This window comes from Vibrio sp. D54, assembly GCF_021728075.1.
Lineage (GTDB): Bacteria > Pseudomonadota > Gammaproteobacteria > Enterobacterales > Vibrionaceae > Vibrio > Vibrio alginolyticus.
The window spans coordinates 383570-401289 of record NZ_JAKKCS010000002.1; the positions used below are offsets into that span (position 1 = coordinate 383570).

Annotated in this window: 15 protein-coding genes and 1 pseudogene; 11 read left to right on the top strand and 5 right to left on the bottom strand. The window is 44.9% G+C overall.

Going from position 1 to position 17720, the window contains the following annotated elements; genetic code table 11:
* Positions 1–141: 141 nt before the first annotated feature.
* Positions 142–1545: a H(+)/Cl(-) exchange transporter ClcA gene (clcA, locus tag L3V37_RS04385; RefSeq protein ID WP_005373473.1), complete on the bottom strand. Its 1404-nt coding sequence runs from the start codon at positions 1543–1545 to the stop codon at positions 142–144.
* Positions 1546–2016: 471 nt separating this feature from the next.
* Between clcA and L3V37_RS04390 the strand changes: the two genes are divergently transcribed.
* Positions 2017–2631: a hypothetical protein gene (locus L3V37_RS04390; RefSeq protein WP_237305894.1), complete on the top strand. Its 615-nt coding sequence runs from the start codon at positions 2017–2019 to the stop codon at positions 2629–2631.
* On the opposite strand, the gene L3V37_RS04395 is transcribed toward L3V37_RS04390, so the two are convergent.
* Positions 2612–3025, bottom strand: a complete 414-nt coding sequence (locus L3V37_RS04395) for a helix-turn-helix transcriptional regulator (protein ID WP_005396084.1) — start codon at positions 3023–3025, stop codon at positions 2612–2614. The two genes, L3V37_RS04390 and L3V37_RS04395, sit on opposite strands and share 20 nt — an antisense overlap.
* Positions 3026–3120: 95 nt before the next feature.
* Between L3V37_RS04395 and L3V37_RS04400 the strand changes: the two genes are divergently transcribed.
* The 5 genes from L3V37_RS04400 (at position 3121) to L3V37_RS04420 (ending at position 8946) form a co-directional block, all read left to right on the top strand.
* The gene (locus L3V37_RS04400) at positions 3121–4029 is read left to right on the top strand and encodes an aldo/keto reductase family oxidoreductase (protein WP_005387688.1); all 909 of its coding nucleotides are present in this window, start codon (positions 3121–3123) and stop codon (positions 4027–4029) included.
* A gap of 367 nt (positions 4030–4396) precedes the next feature.
* On the top strand, positions 4397–5401 hold the full coding sequence (locus L3V37_RS04405) for a response regulator (RefSeq protein WP_005373466.1): 1005 nt from the start codon (positions 4397–4399) through the stop codon (positions 5399–5401).
* Positions 5401–5838, top strand: a complete 438-nt coding sequence (locus tag L3V37_RS04410; protein ID WP_005373463.1) for a PAS domain-containing protein — start codon at positions 5401–5403, stop codon at positions 5836–5838. The genes L3V37_RS04405 and L3V37_RS04410 overlap by 1 nt, the downstream gene beginning before the upstream one ends.
* Positions 5839–5924: 86 nt before the next feature.
* On the top strand, positions 5925–7466 hold the full coding sequence (locus L3V37_RS04415) for a bifunctional ADP-dependent NAD(P)H-hydrate dehydratase/NAD(P)H-hydrate epimerase (RefSeq protein WP_005387691.1): 1542 nt from the start codon (positions 5925–5927) through the stop codon (positions 7464–7466).
* 436 nt (positions 7467–7902) lie between these two features.
* Positions 7903–8946, top strand: coding sequence for a GMP reductase (locus L3V37_RS04420; RefSeq protein ID WP_005373458.1), 1044 nt, complete (start codon positions 7903–7905; stop codon positions 8944–8946).
* A 229-nt stretch (positions 8947–9175) separates the two neighbouring features.
* Here the strand turns inward: L3V37_RS04420 and L3V37_RS04425 are convergent.
* Both L3V37_RS04425 and L3V37_RS04430 read right to left on the bottom strand, forming a co-directional pair.
* Positions 9176–9327, bottom strand: a pseudogene (locus L3V37_RS04425) (transposase); the annotation flags it as partial.
* 237 nt (positions 9328–9564) lie between these two features.
* A complete protein-coding gene (locus tag L3V37_RS04430; protein ID WP_237305895.1) occupies positions 9565–11709 on the bottom strand; it encodes a TonB-dependent receptor in 2145 nt (714 codons plus the stop codon).
* A gap of 142 nt (positions 11710–11851) precedes the next feature.
* Between L3V37_RS04430 and L3V37_RS04435 the strand changes: the two genes are divergently transcribed.
* Genes L3V37_RS04435 through L3V37_RS04455 form a run of 5 tightly spaced genes read left to right on the top strand, consistent with a single transcriptional unit; the run spans position 11852 to position 16403 of the window.
* Positions 11852–12811, top strand: a complete 960-nt coding sequence (locus tag L3V37_RS04435; protein ID WP_237305896.1) for an ABC transporter substrate-binding protein — start codon at positions 11852–11854, stop codon at positions 12809–12811.
* Complete coding sequence (locus L3V37_RS04440) at positions 12795–13778, top strand: iron ABC transporter permease (RefSeq protein WP_237305897.1); 984 nt, start codon at positions 12795–12797, stop codon at positions 13776–13778. The genes L3V37_RS04435 and L3V37_RS04440 overlap by 17 nt, the downstream gene beginning before the upstream one ends.
* Entirely contained in the window at positions 13778–14740 is a 963-nt protein-coding gene (locus tag L3V37_RS04445) for an iron ABC transporter permease (RefSeq protein ID WP_012127577.1), read from the top strand. Before L3V37_RS04440 ends, L3V37_RS04445 begins: the two co-directional genes overlap by 1 nt.
* Positions 14740–15543, top strand: a complete 804-nt coding sequence (locus tag L3V37_RS04450) for an ABC transporter ATP-binding protein (protein WP_009705685.1) — start codon at positions 14740–14742, stop codon at positions 15541–15543. Before L3V37_RS04445 ends, L3V37_RS04450 begins: the two co-directional genes overlap by 1 nt.
* Positions 15543–16403: a (2Fe-2S)-binding protein gene (locus L3V37_RS04455; RefSeq protein ID WP_237305898.1), complete on the top strand. Its 861-nt coding sequence runs from the start codon at positions 15543–15545 to the stop codon at positions 16401–16403. The genes L3V37_RS04450 and L3V37_RS04455 overlap by 1 nt, the downstream gene beginning before the upstream one ends.
* Before the next feature lie 165 nt (positions 16404–16568).
* Here L3V37_RS04455 and L3V37_RS04460 read toward each other — a convergent pair whose 3' ends face one another.
* On the bottom strand, positions 16569–17531 hold the full coding sequence (locus tag L3V37_RS04460; RefSeq protein ID WP_130546352.1) for a peptidoglycan DD-metalloendopeptidase family protein: 963 nt from the start codon (positions 17529–17531) through the stop codon (positions 16569–16571).
* Between the last annotated feature and the right edge of the window lie 189 nt (positions 17532–17720).

Sequence of the window (17720 nt, forward strand, 5' to 3'; positions counted from 1 at the left end):
TCATGAAAGGTGGTGAGCAAATATCAGAGAATGATAATTTTGTGAGTTTGGTATCGAATATTTGGGAAAAGATGTAAAAATGCAGAGTTTATCGCTCCAAACCCTTCGATAGTCTGGAGCGAAGTGATAACAAAGAGAATGTTATGTTGATTGATTCTCCGGTAGATCCTGCTGGCGTAACTTTTCGTTTTTGATTGTACGATGCAGCAGCTGGCTGTAAATAGGTTGTCCACCCAACAATTGAGCAATAATCACAGCGCCCAAACAAGTAATGATCAATGGCAGGATTAAGTAGTAGTTATTCGTCATTTCAATCACTAACAGAATACCAGTAATCGGTGCACGTACCGTTGCAGCAAACAGGGCACCCATGCCCGCAATCGCAAAAACACCAGGCTCGATATCAAGCGCAGGGAGCAAGACATCAGCACTTGCTCCGAACGCATAGCCAAATAAGGTTCCCAGAGCAAGCATAGGTGCAAAGATGCCTCCCGGCGCACCAGAACCAAAACAGAGCAGGGTTGTAATTACGCGACCAAAGAAAAGCAAAACTAAAATAGATACCGAGTAGTTACCGTTAGTAATGTCAGGAATAAGGCCGATACCACCACCAGTTAGTTGGGGTACGTACAAAAGAAGCAAACCAAACACGCCTCCCAGTAGCGAACCCACAATCAAGTAGCGCTTACGATCGTTTTTGTGAATTGCGACAAAACTGTCTTGTGCCACGGTAATCAGTTTATTGAAGATCACGCCAAACACGCCAAACAATGCGCCAAGCAATAAAAACAGCCATAGGGTTTGAAGCTCTGGCGACTGGTATTGCGGCATAGTGATAACGGCGTCTTGCCCGTTGATGGCGCGAAACACTATGTTCGCCATAATGGCAGAAATGATCACTGCGCGAATTGAGATCAAAGAGTAGCGAAACTGAGGTCGCATTTCCTCCACAACGAACATAATGCCTGCGAGTGGGGCATTAAAAGCCGCAGCCAAACCGCCAGCAGCACCAGAAGCGAGCAGGGAGTGGCGGGTATCGTCATCCTTTACGCGGAATATATCGGTCACCATTCGACCAACAGCGCCCCCCATTTGAACGGTTGGGCCTTCACGACCCAGCACCATACCTGAGCCAAGTGCGCCCATGCCGCCGAAGAATTTTACTGGTAGAACTCGCCACCAGCGCACTGGACGAATATTATCCATTGCCCCTTCGATTTCAGGAATACCAGAACCTGCCGCTTCTGGCGCAAAGCGGTGCACAAGAAAATAGCCAATAAAAGCTAAAAGTGCGCTAATGAGAACCGCTGCCAGCCACAACGGTAGAACATTACCAATTTCGCTTCTTAACCATTCTGTTCGTGTTTCAGAAACGAAATGAACGGCAAGCTCGAAATACGTACCGACAAAACCAGCCAACGTACCCACAATGGCGGCCATAATGAGAACAGAAAATGGTGTTGACCCTCGAGAGACAAACTGGTTAATCGCATCTTTCGGTACGTGCGCCAACACAGATTTCACAATTCTCTCGCGTTTGGTCATTAACAAGCTCTCCTGTTGCTGGGGGGAAGGGACGAAAGAAAGTATACGCTTCGCAGAGTCTAGACCTAATCAATAAAGATGCAATTTAGCTTTTCACTATTGAGTGTTCGAAGTGTCGCGATATTATTCATTCACTCAGATTGTGCTATTGCTCTCATAATTTAGGATAAAAAACTTGTTTTTTGAGAAAAATGAACCATGCTTTAATTGTAAAGCAACATGACTGCTTCAGAAGGAGGGATGTGAGGTTTTACACACAATTTGGATGGATTCAAACCCTACGGTAAGTCCTCGTTTTATGTTCGGGATGCATCAATAGACATCGCCGATTCGCACACTCACGATTGAGTAACGAGGTAGAGGCGCACGCACATGTGCGCCTTCTTAATTTCTGCGTTATAACTTTCATCACCATAACTTTCATCGCCACCTGCCACTATTTTTCTCTTGAACATTTTTTTGCAGTCAGTAATGTCTTGGTTCGATGTCAACCAACTAGAGCAGTGCATGCGCTTTTATCTTCGACTCTTACTTTCTTTATGTTGTTGTTCGGTAACGTTTCCGGCACTTTCAACGCCGAGCTGGTGGCAAGACACGTTGTCAGCAATGCCGTACTCCAATTTAAAAGAGCGTATAGAGACAAGGGGAAGCTGGTATCGCTGTGACGTGCAGCAGCAAGATGTTTCAACGTATATCAGCACATTTTGTTTGGACGATTTTTCGTACTATCAGCAGCATCTGTATGGTGAAGTTGTTTTGGGAAAGGACAGTGCTCAGTTCTCTTTTTTGACCGAATATCAATGGCAAAGTCTCAATGACTTAATCCTCAATTTAAGAAAAGACGGATTAGTTTTACGCAACATAACTATCGGACAAGAACACTATGACGTCGTTGAAGCGCTGGAAAACAAATCTTCTGAGCTTGTCGATAAAGAAGTTATCTTGTTGATAAACCGCTATCCGCAAGAAACGATTCGAAGCTTATTTTGGGTAAAACCGGACGAGTTTTCGTCGCCATCACCGTCTTTAAATGTGGAATTGCACAGCGATGGCGAAATTATCGATGTTAAAGTGACTCGTTTTTAGATTCTTTATGGAGAGATAGGAAGGTCGCCATCGCAGACTCGTCTAAAAATCCATCCGATTTTTTGTGCGCACGCAGGTATTGATAGCCAGCGATGAGCTTACGGTGCTGTTCTTCTGCCTCATCTGGCAACGGCTGATTCATAACGTGTTGAAATGCAAGTTTGTACGCATCCATATCTACGACTTCAGCGCGGCGATATAAATAACCACATCCCGTTGCTAACCATTCGAGAGAGCAATTGGCGCGCATTGCAATTTGATTTGCTTTGGTTAGGCTAGGTTCACTGCCTTTAAGGTATTTGCGTATTAAAGCTTCAGACACATCGACGCGTCGAGCGAACCCACTGATGCTTTCTTCTCCGATCAGGGTGGCTAGGCGTTGGGCAAAAGACATATTTCGTACTCCAGTTCGAATTGCGAAAGTTTACCCGTTGAGCCGGTACGAAAACAAGACTACGATGAATGCAGATCAATTGAAGGAGAAAACCCATGGTTGCAAAAGTAGTAACTGCACCAAAAGGCCCAGAGTTCTCAGAGCTGGTTCAAGGATATTGGCGTGCAGTTGAGTGGGGAATGACGGCTCAAGAGCGTTTGTCATTTCTTAAGCAACACATTGAGTTAGGCATTACGACAGTCGATCACGCCGACATCTACGGTAATTACGAGTGTGAGGCGTTGTTTGGTGAAGCGTTAGCTTTAGACAAGAGTGTTCGTGAGCAAATTCAGATCGTGACGAAATGCGACATCAATTTGTGTGGCGATAAAACGCCAGAGCGTAAGATCAATCACTACGACACGAGCTCAGCACATATCTACCAATCGGTGAATAACTCGCTAGAACGTTTGAATGTGGATGAAATCGACGTACTTTTAATTCATCGTCCTGACGTGTTAATGGATGCGGACGAGGTTGCAGAAGCATTTTCTGAGCTTCACAAAGTCGGCAAAGTGAAGCACTTTGGCGTGTCTAACTTCACTCCACGCCAGTTTGAACTGCTGCAATCTCGCTTAGGTAAGCCGTTGGTTACTAACCAAGTGGAAATCAACCCACTTAACTTTGAGGTTGCTCACGATGGAACGCTTGACCAAATGCAAATGTTGCGTACGCGACCAATGGCTTGGTCTTGCCTCGGTGGAGGTTCAATTTTTAGTGGTGACAGTGAGCAAGCTGTTCGTGTCCGTAACGAATTAGAAGCAATTCGTGAAGAAGTGGGCGCAGCGAGTATTGACCAAGTAATTTATGCCTGGGTACGTCGTTTGCCATCTAACCCTATTCCAATCATTGGCTCTGGTAAAATCGAGCGTGTGCAAACTGCAGTTAATGCATTGAACATCGAACTTACTCGAGAGCAATGGTATCGCGTATGGGTGGCTTCTAAAGGTCATGGTGTGCCATAGAATTGATATCTTATCGATGAAATTGTTATTAAAGGCATCCTCTAGCAGGGTGCCTTTTTAGTTTTAGCGCGTTACTGTTTACCCATTATGGAAATGGAAAGAATGAAATTCGAGCAAAAATGGGCTTTGGATGTTAGCTGCAACTTTTTGCTTACTTTGGGTGGAGGAGTTTTACCCATGTTTGTTTTATGTCACTAAACAGCGAATGTGATGCTTGCTTTTTAGTCATTTTGTTCACTCATTCATTCATATTGCGTATGCTTATTGAATAATAAAGAAATAAAAAACTCGTCAGTTTTCTCGTATTACATGCTGTAACAATCTGTTAGACTCCGGCGCAGATTGTGGAATATAAAAAGGTGATTGAATGTCTTTTCCCGTACTCATCTGTGATGATTCAGCGTTAGCACGCAAACAGATGGCGAGATCACTACCAGCCACATTGAATGCCGATATTACGTTTGCTATCCACGGAAAAAACGCGCTAGAAGAACTCGAAAAAAACGAGTTTAAATTGATGTTTCTTGATTTGACCATGCCAGAAATGGATGGCTTTGAAACACTAGAGCACATGCAACGGTTGGGGGATAAAACTCCGGTGGTTGTTGTGTCGGGGGATATCCAACCTAAAGCGAAAGAGCGCGTGTTCGCACTGGGTGCAAAAGCGTTTATTCAAAAACCGATCGCCAAAGATGAACTCAAGAAGGCGCTTAAAGAGTTGGTCGAGCCAGAACCTCGTCCTCAAATTATCACGCCTGTCTCTATTGAGTTACCGATTTTACGTCGTCGCGATATTTACATGGAAGTGGCTAACGTTTCAATTGGTCGAGCAGCCGATGCGTTGGCGCGTCACTTTGACGTGTTTGTGCAACTACCTCTGCCGAACGTCAATATCTTTGAAGTGAGCGAACTTCACATGGCGCTACGCGACTTGGCGTCGCATGACAACGTATCGGGCGTTTGTCAGGGATTTTGTGGCGAAGGTATTGCTGGCGAAGCGCTAGTGATTTTGAGTGATTCAAGCGTATCTGATCTCAAAAAGTTGATGAAAGTACCAGCAGACAGCGAAGAGCTAGAAGAGCTTGAGCTGCTAATGGATATTTCTAATATTTTGGTGGGGTCGTTCTTAAATGGTTTAGGCGAGCAGTCTGAAGTCCGATTCTTCCAAAGTCCACCAGTACTCCTTGGTCAACATATCTCAATTGACTCGATCATTGAATCTACAACTGGAGCATTCAGCCGCACGATGACATTCGAAGTGAGCTACAACATTGAAGGAACGTCGATTCGTTGTGACTTGTTGTTTATGTTTGTGGATGAATCCTTGCCGCTGCTTGATAACAAACTGTCTTATCTAATGGAGGAGTTCTAATGTTGAATATGCCAGCAGAGTTTGAACAATTCCATTGGATGGTGGATATGGTACAAAACGTTGACATGGGCTTAGTGGTCATTGATCGAGATTACAATGTACAGGTCTGGAATGGGTTTATGACTCATCACAGTGGTTTGCAGTCTCATGATGCGATAGGTCGTTCTATATTTGATATCTTCCCTGAAATCCCACAGGAGTGGTTTAAATTAAAAACAAAACCAGTGTATGACCTAGGCTGTCGCAGCTTCATCACATGGCGACAACGACCTTACTTATTCTGCTGTCGCAATGTTCGACCAGTTACGCAGCAAGCGGAGTTTATGTACCAGAATGTTACGTTGAACCCAATGCGCACACCGACTGGAAAAATCAACTCGTTGTTTTTGTCTATACAAGACGCGACGGCTGAAGCTCTGATGTCTCAGAATCAATAGCGATAAAAAACTTTCTCAAAAGCCAAGGTCCGCCTTGGCTTTTTTGTATACTTATAATTGTGTTTCCCAATGCGTAGAACGTGAATATGGACTTTAATCTCGCCCTAAAACTCTATACCGCAGAGCAAGTAAAAAACGGTGAAACGCTGGCTGCGCAAATGGCTGGTGTTTCTATGTATAGCTTAATGCAACGCGCTGGTATGGCCGTGTATGAGCGCTTTTTACATCTGTATCCTAAATCAAAAAATATCTTAGTGATTTGCGGTAAAGGGAATAACGGTGGCGATGGTTACGTATTTGCATCTCTTGCGAAACAAGCTCAACTCAATGTACATGTTTTCCAAATTGGTGATGTATCTGTGCTAAAAGGTGATGCTTTGCGCGCATACCAAGACTGGCAGTCAATCGACGGTGTTAACAATGATTGGGATGAATGGAATACCGCATTGCTAGAAGCAGATGTGATCATCGATGCCATGTTAGGCACTGGTTTAAGCGGTGAGGTTCGTTCGGAGTATCGTCGCTATATTGACCAAATTAATCAAATTCATACCCCTGTGATTGCAGTCGACGTTCCTTCTGGTCTGTGTGCTAATACAGGTGCAGTTTTAGGTGATGCTATTCGTGCCGAGCATACTGTAACCTTCATTGGGGTTAAACAAGGCTTATGCACTGGACAAGCGAGAGATCGAGTTGGCGAGCTCTACTTTTGTGGTTTAGGCGTCAATACTAAGTTTGATACTATCGAAGTAGAAAGTGCATTAGGTATTGATCATCAGGTTGTTTCAAGATTAATGCCCAAGCCAAATCCAACGGTCCATAAAGGTGACAACGGGAAGTTGCTTTGTGTTGGTGGCAATCAAGGGATGTCTGGAGCGATTCGTTTATGTTCCTCCGCTGCGATTAGAGCCGGAGCGGGTTTAACTGCCGCAATTACTCACACGAGTAGCCTTATTCCACTGCAGGTTGGTTGCCCAGAAGTAATGAGCCAGAGCATCACCGCTGACTTACTCAGGGATACTGAGAACGACTTAACTAAACGCATTCGCTGGGCTGACGTATTAGTGTTTGGTCCTGGCTTTGGAGATGATGAGTGGGCTTATCAAGCCTATCAATATCTGGCTCAAGAGCAGAAACCTAAAGTTGTTGATGCTGATGGCCTCAATATTCTAGCGATGCTGAGTCAGCGATGCGATGGCACTCTGGTGTGCGACAACCATCGAGTGATCACGCCGCATCCTGGAGAGGCAGCTCGACTACTAAATGTAACCATTCAACAAATAGAAAGTGACCGATACTCTGCTGCAAGACAACTGCAAGAGCGTTATGGCGGTGTAGTGGTTTTAAAAGGCGCGGGGACGCTTATTTACGATGGAACGAGAATGTACGTCTGTCTAGCGGGTAACGCCGGAATGGCGACGGGGGGAATGGGAGATGTGTTATCTGGAGTCATTGGTGCATTACTAGCCAAAGGTTTACCAATTTCTGTTGCCGCACGTTTAGGTGTGGTACTTCACAGTCATGCTGCTGATATAAACGTGAGTCAGAATGGTCAAATTGGTCTTTTGGCAAGTGATGTCGTTAGCACTCTTCGTACCGCTATCACCCAAGAGCTCTATCGAAATTAATTAGATTTCATGCATTGCTGAGAAAATTGGTCGATTTTTTTGAGTACTTTTTTACGAATTAGCAGGGCATCTTAGTATTAGGTGATTGAGTTTTAGGCAGGTTTGAGAGGTGATGCGTTTTAATTTTTAAGATATGACGCAAAGGTTTGCGCAATAGGTTAACTCAAGTACTTTCTCAAGTTGTTGATAGTTATAAATAATAAGAGGTTTTGGTGACTTGGGGAGCGTTTTTGATATGCGATTTTCAAGATGGTATCACAAAAAAAATTCAAATATCAGACTTGTAGGAAATAAATCACAGCCTATAATGCTGAAAACCGGAGCGTCTGCCAACGCTCCGGTTTTTTTGTGTCCGAAGAACAGTGAACTCGTCTGCCAACGAAATCACTACGCACTCTGGAATGACACATATACATATGAATCAAGGAATTACACAATGCGTATCGAACAAGAACTTAAGTTAGGTTTTAAAGATGTACTGTTTCGCCCGAAACGTTCTACCCTTAAGAGCCGTTCTCAAGTAAATTTAACCCGCGATTTTACATTCAAGCATAGTGGTCGTCAATGGTCTGGTGTGCCAGTAATCGCAGCAAACATGGATTCGGTTGGTAGCTTTGCAATGGCTAAAGCGCTGGCTGAGCATGGTGTAATGACCGCTGTTCACAAACATTACACGGTAGAAGATTGGGCTGAGTTTGCTAAATCAGCAGATAAAGTAACCATGAATAACGTTATGGTGTCTACTGGGACATCTGACGCAGACTTCCAAAAAACCAAAGACATCATGGCACTTTCAGATGAATTTATTTTCATTTGTATCGACATTGCTAATGGTTACTCAGAGCATTTGGTCGAGTATGTTGAACGCGTGCGAGCTGAGTTCCCAGACAAGGTCATTTCTGCAGGCAACGTGGTTACTGGTGATATGTGTGAAGAGCTAATCCTAGCTGGTGCAGACATCGTTAAAGTGGGTATCGGCCCAGGCTCTGTATGTACAACTCGTGTAAAAACGGGTGTTGGTTACCCGCAGCTTTCTGCAATCATCGAGTGTGGTGATGCAGCGCACGGCCTTGGTGGCATGATCGTCGGTGACGGTGGTTGTTCTTGTGCGGGTGACGTAGCGAAAGCATTCGGTGGTGGCGCGGATTTCGTAATGCTAGGCGGGATGCTAGCGGGTCACGAAGAGTCAGGCGGCGAAGTGATCGAGAAAGACGGCGAGAAGTTCATGAAATTCTATGGCATGTCGTCGAAGAGCGCGATGGATAAGCACTCAGGTGGTGTCGCTGGCTACCGTGCGGCTGAAGGTAAAACCGTATTATTGCCATACCGTGGTAGCGTTCACGGCACTATTCAAGACATCCTTGGCGGCGTTCGCTCAACATGTACATACGTGGGTGCAGCAAAGCTTAAAGAGCTAACCAAGCGTACTACATTCATCCGCGTTCAAGAACAAGAGAACAACGTGTTCGGTAAAGAGTAAATCGACTGAATGTAACAAGTGTAAAAGCAACCATATATTGATATTTGGTGCAACCATAATTTGATATTGCCTCTTCGTAAGTCTATTGCTTTTTAAGTTTATGACATTTTTGAAGGGGCTATTTTATATCTGCTTTAGGATGAAATACCTAGCTAAGTGAGTTTGTTTAACACTTCTATCATGGCGTAGGTTTTTCCAACTTGAGCATTGTAATTTCTCAAACTTAACTAAGCGGCAATGAAAATACATGCTTAACCATAGGAGCCATCGTAATCGCTAAGTCATTAAATAGGCGAGGTCTTCCAGGTTGGTTCCCTTGCTTGATTTGCTTCCATAGCTGAACAGTCTCTTAATTAAAAATGTCCGTTAACAGCGGGTGATTAAAGCTTGGTTGTTGTGTTTCCAATTGGTTGTTCTGTAGCGAGGCTGGCTATTAGCCTAAGTATATGAGTGAACTTAGCTGCTCAGCTCATGGGTTGAAGATTTAGTTGCCTGATTTAGGAAACAAAGCTAGTACCCGGCACTAATTTGAATTTTAAGGTAATAAATCACGAATATAACAGTAGAAGTGAAAGACATGCGCTTAATCTGATTAAGCGCATTTTCTGTGTTTTAAGTTTAGTATTTCACTTCGTAGTTCAAGTGGAAGCGACGACCCGGTGCGTTGTAGTAACGTGAGTTGTTACGCTCTGATTGCGCGTACGCCGTCATGTAGTCTTCGTTGAATAGGTTTTCAACAGCGAAGCTTAACGTACCGAACGGAAGATCGTAGTCCACACCAGCGTTTGCAACGAAGTAGCTGTCTACTACGTATTTCGCGCCAGAAGTGATTTCATCTTCTTTATCACGGTTGCCTGAGTAAACCAGCGTCATGTTGTAGCGACCGAATTCGTAAGCGTCGTAACTGATAACAGACGTTACTTTCAATGGTGCGATACGCGTGCCGTCTAGTGGTTCCCAGCCGCTGTCTTCGTTAAGTTTACGCTCACCTTCTTGCCAAGAGATTGTGCTGTCTGTACGAAGGTTAGCAAGAATGCTGTAACCAAGCGTTGCTTCCGCACCCCAAACTTTTTCTGGTGCACGAGTACTTTCTAGCGCATCGCCGGCTTCGTTTACGTTCAGTGTCGAACCTAGGTCAGATTCGCTGTAGAACGCTGCAAGAGAGTAGTCCGCTTCACCAAGGAAGCCGCGCACACCCACTTCGTAGTTGTCTGTAGTAATTGGCTTAATAGCACCTTCAACGGTCGAGCTGTTACCAGAACGAATGTCACGTAGTGCTTCGTTCGTTGACATACCTTGCGCGAAAGACGCAAACAGCTGGTGGTTGTCGGTCAGATCGTGTGTCACACCAATGTTGAATAGGAACTCGTCAAAGTACGGATCACCGCCTTGAACTTGGTCACCTGCGTTGTTGTGCGTGTTACCTACCGTGAAATCATCCACGCTTAGGCGAACGTACTCGTAACGGATACCGTAAGAAAGAACCGTGTTATCGCTTACATCAGTAATGAACTGTGCGAATGGTGCGATAGCAAACTGCTCTACATCCGGTGTGTTGTTGTAGAAACCGACGCTGTTTGGTTGTTTGAACGACTGTTGTTCAACGTCCATACCCCAAGTCACGAATGCCCAATCAATTTGGCTAGAGATGTCGGCTTTCACGCCGAAACGATCAAAATCTGTCTCGTTGTGGCCGTATAGCGTTTGACCAAAGGTTGGAGAATTTGGGTTCTTGTCTTTCATCGCAAGCGTGAACGTCTCAGTGTCCTGAGCCATCCAGTAACCCGTTACATCTAGCATACCTAAGCCAAAGCCCAGATCTTGGTAACGTGCTTGGTAGTTAGCGAACGTACGTGTCACATCGTTTGGTTTCGCGCCATCTTTGCCTGCAACGCCGTTGTTGTAACCAGGGCCACAGTGAACCGCTTCTGCAGGTTTGCCGTTAGCTGCATCGCCATTCGCTGCACACCAACCGTCGTTGTCAGTAATGTTACGAACGCCAACAGTCAAAGTCAGTGAGCGATCTTCGTCGATGTTACGGTTCCAAACGCCGTTTACGTTTAGGTTGTCCATGTCATCTTCGTTGTTTACCGAAGGTAGGCGGTCACCGTTAGCATCGTAGCTGCCGCCACGTTGCTCGTAACCCAAACCTAAACGCCATTGATCTTTCTCATCCCCGCCTGTCGCTTCTTGGTATACGTTCCAAGTGAACGCATCGCTACCAAACTCTTGGAAGCTTGTGCCAACTTTAGTGCGGTATTCTACCGCGCCTTCTTCTGGCATTTTGGTGATCACGTTGATGATACCGCCCTGTGCGCCAAGGCCGTATACCGCAGAACCACCACGGATAACTTCGATACGCTCTACGTTTTGCGGATCAATGGCCGACAACTCTTGGCCGAAGTCTAGGAAGCTGTTGTTTTGTGCAACGCCGTCAATCAGTAGCAGAACACGACGGCCACGGATTTGGTTTTGACCTTTGCTGCTCAGGTTACCGTGAACAGAAGTTCCCATACCCGGAACCAACGTTGAAAGCACATCGTTGATGCTGCGGCTTTGGTTTAACTGAGATTGAAGTTGTTTTTGATCGATAACGGTCACAGAGCGAGGAACGTCGTTAAGCAGCTGTTGAGAACGGCTTGCGGTAACAACCATTGTTTCCATTGCTTGGACTTGGTCGTTACTTTCCGCTGAAACGCCGAAAGGTGAAAGAGTAATTGCACTTACCACTGCAATATTTAGCTTAGATAGTTTGAGTTTCATAACTTCCTGCAACTAAAAGTTGTCTTTTATAAACTTGTTAATAAATTGATTTAGCTAGCGATTATTGAGCACTTTGTAATTACGTGGTAGTCTAGCACGCAAAGAAGTAATGTAAATATCAATAATTATCATTTGTAATTTAATGGGCAATTTTACAGCAGTCGTTATCATTTCAATAATTAGCCAAATGCTGTCTATTCAGCTTGCTTATGCAAGTGGATTAAACGCATCAGTTGTCGATGATCTAGACCATACTATTTCGACGTCGAATGTGACCCATTTCCCGCGTGTTGCAAGCGTGTCTACTTTTGGTGCAGAGCTAGTAATAGCAATGGGTGAGAAGCCTGTTGGTGTATCCGATTATCCTGGTGGATTTCCTCCTTATCTTTCTGCTTTAAATGACGTGCCAAGTCTTGGTAATCGTTCAAGAACCAGCTTTGAAGCTTTGTACGATGCGAAGCCAGATTTGGTTGTTGGTTTGGGGCGAATGTTAGAGCCTTACTATCAGCGCTTCGTCGAAATCGCACCGCCTCTCGGTTTTGATTTGATTACTTTAGAAGACAGTTTTTCTGCGGTAGAGCGTGCAAGCATGGCAATGGGGCGAGAAGAGCAGGGCAATGCACTAAATATGTGTTTTCAGACTTTTCTTGATGAAATGCAATCAAAGCTTGGTAAAAGACAGCTTTCTGGTCTATTTCTGACAAGCGCAGGCGTCACTCCTCGAGCATACTACTCACATTTTATGTCCGTTGCTCTTATGGAAAAATTGAATATCCGAAGTGCGAATGGTGACTCGCCGTACGCGACGAAAACGCCTTTTTCTGGGCAAGTGGGTCTTGAGTGGTTGGTAAAACTCGATCCCGATGTGATTTTTATGTACCAGAACGCCGAGCCACAATTTACCGAATCGAAAATTTGGCAGAGCTTAAAAGCGGTGAAGAACAATCGAGTTTACTTGGTTGATATGGCATGGCGAGAGCCAGAAGGGCCACTTTCACGAATTTGGGTCGCGATGGATATCGCCCACAAAGTGTATCCCGATCTTTTCCCTGCGCCTTCTGTTGAGCGAGTTTATGAGGTGATCAATGGCTCATGCTCTTAGGATAACCAAACCAAGTGCGGTGATGGTTCGCAGTTTGGCGACGGTTTTGTTACTAGCGGTGGTTTATGTGTCTTTGTCGAGTGGCATTTACCATTTTGATGCCCAGCAGATCATGGCGTTTTTGATTTCTGATTCAAGCAGCCAAGCATCTTTAGTGTTTTGGGAACTACGTTTACCTCGCACCTTAATCGCACTCTTTGGTGGGGCGGCGTTGGCGGTATCCGGCTCACTCATGCAAGACATCGTTCGCAACCCATTGGCATCTCCAAATCTGACTGGTGTGATGTCTGGCGCAGCGCTTAGCGTGTTGACGGCGACCATGTTCTTGCTGCCATTGCCAACTTTGTTTTGGGGGATTGTAGGTGGTTTGCTTGGCGGTGCCATTACCTTATCCATTAGTTGGAAACAGGGCGTCACACCAGCGCGTTTGGCGTTAGCTGGCATTTCCGTGAGTGCGTTTTGCCAAGCAGCGGTGACCTACATTCTTCTGTCGGATCGCGTAGACAGTGAGTCACTGTTTTTCTGGTTAACGGGCAGTAACGCAGGCGCGAATTGGTCGGTGTTTACGCCGCTTGTTTATACCGTCATTCCTGCGTTTATATTGCTTGCGGTGACGCATCGACAGCGTGGTTACTTACTGCTGGATGACACGGTTGCTCGTGGTTTAGGTATCGCGATCAACCGTTATAGATTGGCGTTTGGTTTTGTCTCTGTCGTGCTTACTGCGGTTGCGGTTGGTGCATTTGGTCCTGTCGGTTTTGTTGGCCTTGTTGCCCCTCATCTCGCTCGCATGATGGGGTTGGGACTTGGCGGCGCAGCTTTGATTGGCGCGGCACTCGTTACCGCAGCAGATCTCCTTTCTCGAACCCTGCTTATGCCGTTGGAAATTCCGATTGGCGTCATTACCGCGACTTTAGGTGCGCCTTGGTTTCTTATGTTGATTGTTCGTAAGCTGAGAGGGAAATAATGAAAACGCGTTTCTTATTCCCTTGCTTGGCTTTGTTGGTGTTCGCTCCTGCACTGTTTATCGCTTCTAACCCAGAGCTTAGACAAGCAGGTGAACTGTTTATTACTCGCGGTACTTACCACCCATTTTGGTCGCTAACGTTACCAAGATTTTTGCTGGCGATTATGGCGGGTATGATGCTGGCAGTATCAGGCTTATTGCTGCAAACCACCCTCAAAAACCCGTTGGCAGACAGCGGTATTTTAGGGGTGAACGCTGGTGCTTCTCTTGGTGCTGTTTGTGCGATTTTGTTGCCCGCTTGGTTTAATTGGAATATCACCACAGAAAGCGCGTTGCTGCTGTTTTCAATGGCGGGTGGTTTGCTCAGCGCGATTCCTGTTTTGATCGTTAGCCGAATCGGAAATACAAGTCTCACTCTACTCACAGGTGTGGCGATCACGGCGATTCTTGGCGCATTGAGTTCGGCGCTGATCTTCACTATTGGTCAGGGTAAAACCGACATCGCATTGCAATGGATGGCGGGTGGTATGTATGGCCGAGGTTGGGAGCAAGTAAGTTATCTTCTGCCTTGGTTCTTGGCCTGTTTAGCGTTCATTGTTTTGGTGTATTTGCCATTGAAATGGGTACGCTACGATGATGCGATTTTGCGTGGTATTGGTATTAACGGTGCTTTGCTGCGTTTGGGGATTTTATTAGGCACGGTATTTATTACTGCGCCTGCTGTCTCAGCCGTTGGGCCGATTGGTTTTGTGGGATTGGTGATTCCGCACATTGCACGTTTGCTCAGTGCGAATGATCCTTTGCGAACCATGTTCACGACTTTGATTTTCGGCGCTGGCTTCCTCGCTCTTTCAGATGTTTTAGCCAAACACTTACTGTTCCCAACCGAAATCCCAGCGGGCGTGATTACCGCACTGCTTGGTGTGCCATTTTTCCTCTTCTTGTTAAGGAAACACTCATAATGACCCTATCTTCAAAAGGGCTTGAAGGGCAATCGCTCACCTCAGGCTACAACGATACGATGATCTTGAACGATGTGAACATCCGTCTTCAAGAAGGTAAGGTGACGGCGTTCATTGGCCCAAATGGGTGCGGTAAAAGTACGCTGATGAAGACCTTAACCGGTGCAATAAAAGCGAAAAAAGGCGACGTGACTTTTAAAGGTAAAGCGCTTAACCAATGGAAGCTTAAAGATCTCGCTAAACACATTGCGATTCTGCCTCAACATCCTACGGCACCAGAAGGTGTCTTGGTTGAGCAGCTTGTTGCGCTTGGTCGTGTTGCTCATCGCAAGTGGTATCAGGGCAACAGTGAGCGTGACCAAGAAGTGATTACTGAATCGCTTGCTTCTGTCGGGTTGGCTGGTTACGAAAAGCGTGTAGTGAGTACGTTGTCGGGTGGTGAGCGTCAGCGCGTTTGGCTGGCGATGTGTTTGGCGCAAGAAGCTCAGTGGTTATTGCTGGATGAACCAACCAGTTATCTCGATTTAGGTCACCAACTCGAGCTACTCGAAGTGCTCGATAAGTTGAACAAGGAACGCAACTTAACCATCGTTTATGTTCTGCATGAACTGAGCCAAGCTGCGCAGTTCTGCGATGAACTGGTACTAATGAAAAAAGGTCAGATCTTAAAACAGGGAGCGCCTTTGGATGTGCTCACTGAATCGACCCTTGAATCGGTGTTTAAAGTGGAAGGAAAAATGGAAGTCATTGATGGCTACGTTTACTGTTTACCAAAAGCTTATGTTCGTGAGGAAGTGCGTTAATGGAAAGCCTGTTTAATCAGTTTCGTACTTTAGTGTCTTTGCCTGAGAATGTTAAAGCGCTGAGTGTCAGCGAGCAGCAAGCCATCTTGAATCGACACGAACCTTTCTTCCGCTTACGTTTTGCTGAACAGCCGACAGGCACTAAAGCCAGTGAATGGTTTGAGCGTGAGTTTCCTGCTGTTGTGCAAGATTACGCAAACTCTATTGAGGCAAAGCTGCCTTTTGCCGTGCCTATCTGGCAGAAAGTGTTCAACGCGATTTTGCTGACGTCGCTGGTCGGTCACCGTGTGGTGTTTGATCGCGTGTTGCAGTTAACACTCGATGATCTGTATCTGACCATTGGTGAAGACCATCGTATCGCAAGCATTGAAGTGTTGAGTGCAACGCCTTTCTTTGCTCTTGAGGCTGGTAACGAAAACGCGATGCAAGTGGAGTCAGAACTGGCTTTAGATGAGAAACTTGCGCAAGTCATTACGACGCTCTCTGAGCCATTGGTGCCGCTGTACAAAAAGCAGAAAGTTAGCCCGAAAGTGTTTTGGGGGAATGCCTTGTACGCGTGTGATTTGGCGTTTTCTAAACTTGCGCATCAACCATTAGCCAATGACAGGTTAGATCTAGACGTGCAAGCGGCATCAAAGTGGCAGCAAAACCTATTTAACGCGGTAACACCAAAAGGCGGTGAGTTAAACACGGTAAAAAAGGTGACCTTTAATGGTTTTCAAAAGCTCTACGTGAGACGAGAAACGTGCTGTCTGAAATACAAAATTGAAGGCAAAGAGAAGTGCTCAACCTGTAACTTGCACGATTCAGAAATCCAAGAAAACATCATGCGTATGAACATGCTTGGGTTATTTCAGTAAAATCGATAAATTATCATTTTTTATTGACCACATGTAATTTCAGTAAAAGTCGCTTATTTGAAAAGGTTTTATGTGATTTAGAGCAAAGTTATGGCCTACTGTAGTTGCGGATAAATGGCAGTAGGAAGAATACACGAATCGAAGTGGCTGTTGTTACCTGTTTGACTACTTATACCGTTGCCATTCCGCTGTTAACTCTGCTTTTTCTTTTCTCGCTGCAATCAGCATTTCTATATTTACGTCAGTGTTTGGGTGCCTTTGAATGTATCGCTCGTAATCAACCGGAACACCATTGATGTGCAGTTCAAGATGTAAATGCGGCCCTGTTGTTCTTCCTGTGTTACCCGTTTTCCCTATCACTTGTCCTCGGCTAATCTTCTCACCAACATGGACGTTGCGCTGAGATAAGTGTAGGTAGCGTGATACAGCGCCATTTGTGTGGCGGATATTAATGTAGTTGCCGGCAAAACGGTTGTAGCGGGACTTTAAAACGATGCCATCAGCAATACTACGAATCGGTGTACCTACAGGTGTGGCATAATCAGTGCCTAAGTGCGGAGTCGTTATATTGGTCACTGGATGTGTTCGCTTTAAGTCATAGTCAGAGCTCACTCTGTAGTTTTTATCAAAGGGTGAAGAAAACATGAACTGATTATTTATCGACACACCATGCTCATCAAATACGTTACCGTGACCATCATTGATAATAAATAAATCAGTTTTACTGCCTAAATAGTAAAAAGAACTAATGTAAGTTTCATTTTTACTATTTAATTTAGTTCTTAAGATAAAGTTATCACCTCTTTTAATAGAGTCAATAATATTAAACTTGCTTTTGATAAGTGCTAATAGCAAGTTGATCTCTTTTTGACTCACTCCTGATTTTAATAATGAAGCGACAAAAGAGTATTCAACAACACCGATAGTGATTTTTTGCCTACGAGTATTCTTATTAATTGGTGGCTGCACATTCTCACTTTCGAATTCTAAAGGCTTGATGGTAGGTAGCCTATCTACAGGAGTGAGGAAGTAGTGAGAAAGCGATACGCTAATCAATATGATTAACGCAGTAGTGATAAGGGCTACGGTAGGAGCTTGCACACTCCTTTTTATTATTAAAATAGTCATTAGTTTTGTTGGTTTATCAATACTGACAGTTGTGCGTAGAGTATAATATTTTAAATAAAAACTAGCATTAAAGCATGAGTAATTCCTCTGTTTTAACTAAGTTAATAATTATAGGATGTAAAAATAATTTTAATAATTCAGTCAAAGTGACGGTTGGCTTGGTGTTTATGCCTATTTTGTTGGTGTTAA